General features: G+C 61.0%; 1 protein-coding gene. It reads left to right on the forward strand.

Annotation, left to right across the window (positions count from 1 at the left end; translation table 11 throughout):
* Positions 1–222 precede the first annotated feature (222 nt).
* A complete protein-coding gene (locus QZY07_RS09330; RefSeq protein WP_295401829.1) occupies positions 223–1,686 on the forward strand; it encodes a transposase in 1,464 nt (487 codons plus the stop codon).
* Positions 1,687–1,980 lie beyond the last annotated feature (294 nt).

The raw sequence follows: 1,980 nt of genomic DNA on the forward strand, positions 1-1,980 counted from the left end.
AGATCCCCTCAACTACCTGATTTCTTGGTTTTTCTTTCCAAATTGAACTGAACCAGTGCCTTAGTGAGGATCCATTCCTTAATGTGACTGATGTTACGCAGGGACCGTTGAGGCTGGTATGTTGCGAGGATGAACCAAGACCTTCTCGAACTCTAGGAGTCTGTCGGACTTACCGCTCGATATCCAGGGTAAGATGGTTCCGTCTACCCGAAGCGTCTTGCCATGAGCAATCAATTCATCCCTATCGAGCGAGAGCAACCGTTCGTGATCCCGGTGCAGGACTGGCTGGACCCAGATCACTTGGCGCGCTTCATCGTGAGCATCGTGGATAGCTTGGATGTCAGCGCCCTGGAAAGTGCCGATCGTGGCGGGGGTTCCGCGCCCGATCCGCCCAAGAGGATGCTGGCGTTGCTGTTTTACGGGTATGCGACGGGCGTGTTCACCAGTCGCAAGCTGGAACAGGGAACCGATGAATTGATCCCCATGCTCTACATCACGGGCAATCCCCATCCGGATCACGACAGTATTAACACGTTTCGCAAGCGGTTTTGGGTCGAGATGGAGGATCTGTTGACTCAGCTCTTGGTCCGGGCGTCTGCCGTTGGGGTTCTGCGCTTAGCCGATGTGAGCCTGGACGGGACCAAGCCTGTCCTTGCTTCGGCTTCGCTCAGCACGGGGAGCGAAGCCGAAGGGAGGCACGCCAACGCCAGCAAGCACACAGCGATGCGTTGGGGCGACGCCAATCGCCGGGAAGAACCATGGCGCGCCGAAGTGCAAGCCTTGCTGAAGAAAGCCGAGACGGCGGGCGATCAGGAGCCGGTCGCGGGGAGGCGCGTGGGAGAGGAAATCGCACGGCGCCAAGCGCCGCTGCCGTTGATCGGCGACGTGAAAACGGAGTTGGAAGCCCGCGCGAAAGCCCGCGATGACGCCGAGAAGGCGGCCGATGACGAGACAATGGCGCCGCGCCAAGCACGTGAAAAACAGCGGGGGCGCAAGCGCGGTGGACGTGCGCCGAAGCCGCCGGAGCCTGGAGCGCGCGAGCGCGATCACGTGAACGTCACCGACCCGGAGTCCCGGATCATGCCGGTCTCCGGTGGTGGTTTCGAGCCATGCGATAACGCCCAGGCGCGTGTGGAGCACGCCAGTCGCCTGATCGTGGAACAGCATGTCACGCAACACCCCAACGATCGGCAAGAGATGACGCCCACGCTGGCGCATCTGGGCGCCTTGCCGCAGACGCTTGGGCACGTCAAGACGCTGGTGGGTGAGACGGGGTATTGCCGTGCCGCCAATGCCGAGGCGTGTGAGCAGGTGAACATCATCCCGCTCTTGGCCGGCGCTCGCGGAACCCACCCTCCCAGCCCGGAAGCCCGCTTCGCCGAGGCCGGCGTCGCTCCGCCCGCGACGGCCAGTCCCATGGCCAGGATGCAGCATCGGCTCAAGACCGTGGACGGCAAGGCCCTCGATGCCAAGCGCAAGTCGACGGTGGAGCCCGTGTTTGGAATCCTCAAGGAGGTCATGGGGTTCCGGCAGTTCCTGTTGCGCGGCCTGACGGCGGTGTCTGGAGAGTGGACATTGGTCTGCCTGGCCTACACTGTGAAGCGACTCCATGTGCTGGCGGGATCGGTCTGCCCAAAAAGCCGAGACGGGCATAAAAACCGTGAACAACACCAAGCCAACGGCTGATTGGGGGGCGCGTGAAGCGTTTTGAGCCTCCACGAGAGGCAAAAGAGGATCGCCAACCTTAAGTCCGACAGGCTCCTAGAGATGAGAAAACGACCGTGATTTTCAGCCTCCAGAGCGGCTTCGCCGCCACGTCCGACCTAAGTCGGACAGGCTCCTAGTACAGCGGCGCCCAAGTCCCTGTAAGGGCTTTGGCGATTAATGGTACCCTATTGACTATCTTGTTCGCACAGTACAGTCAGTATGATCGGCCAACCCCGTTACCGCATTAACCTGCTTGCGTCAGAACGGACCACG

This window comes from uncultured Thiocystis sp. (genome assembly GCF_903866365.1).
Lineage (GTDB): Bacteria > Pseudomonadota > Gammaproteobacteria > Chromatiales > Chromatiaceae > Chromatium.

Excerpts from the sequence above, each read along its gene's own strand:
- QZY07_RS09330 (WP_295401829.1), top strand. The coding sequence starts at position 223 with ATGAGCAATCAATTCATCCCTATCGAGCGAGAGCAACCGTTCGTGATC.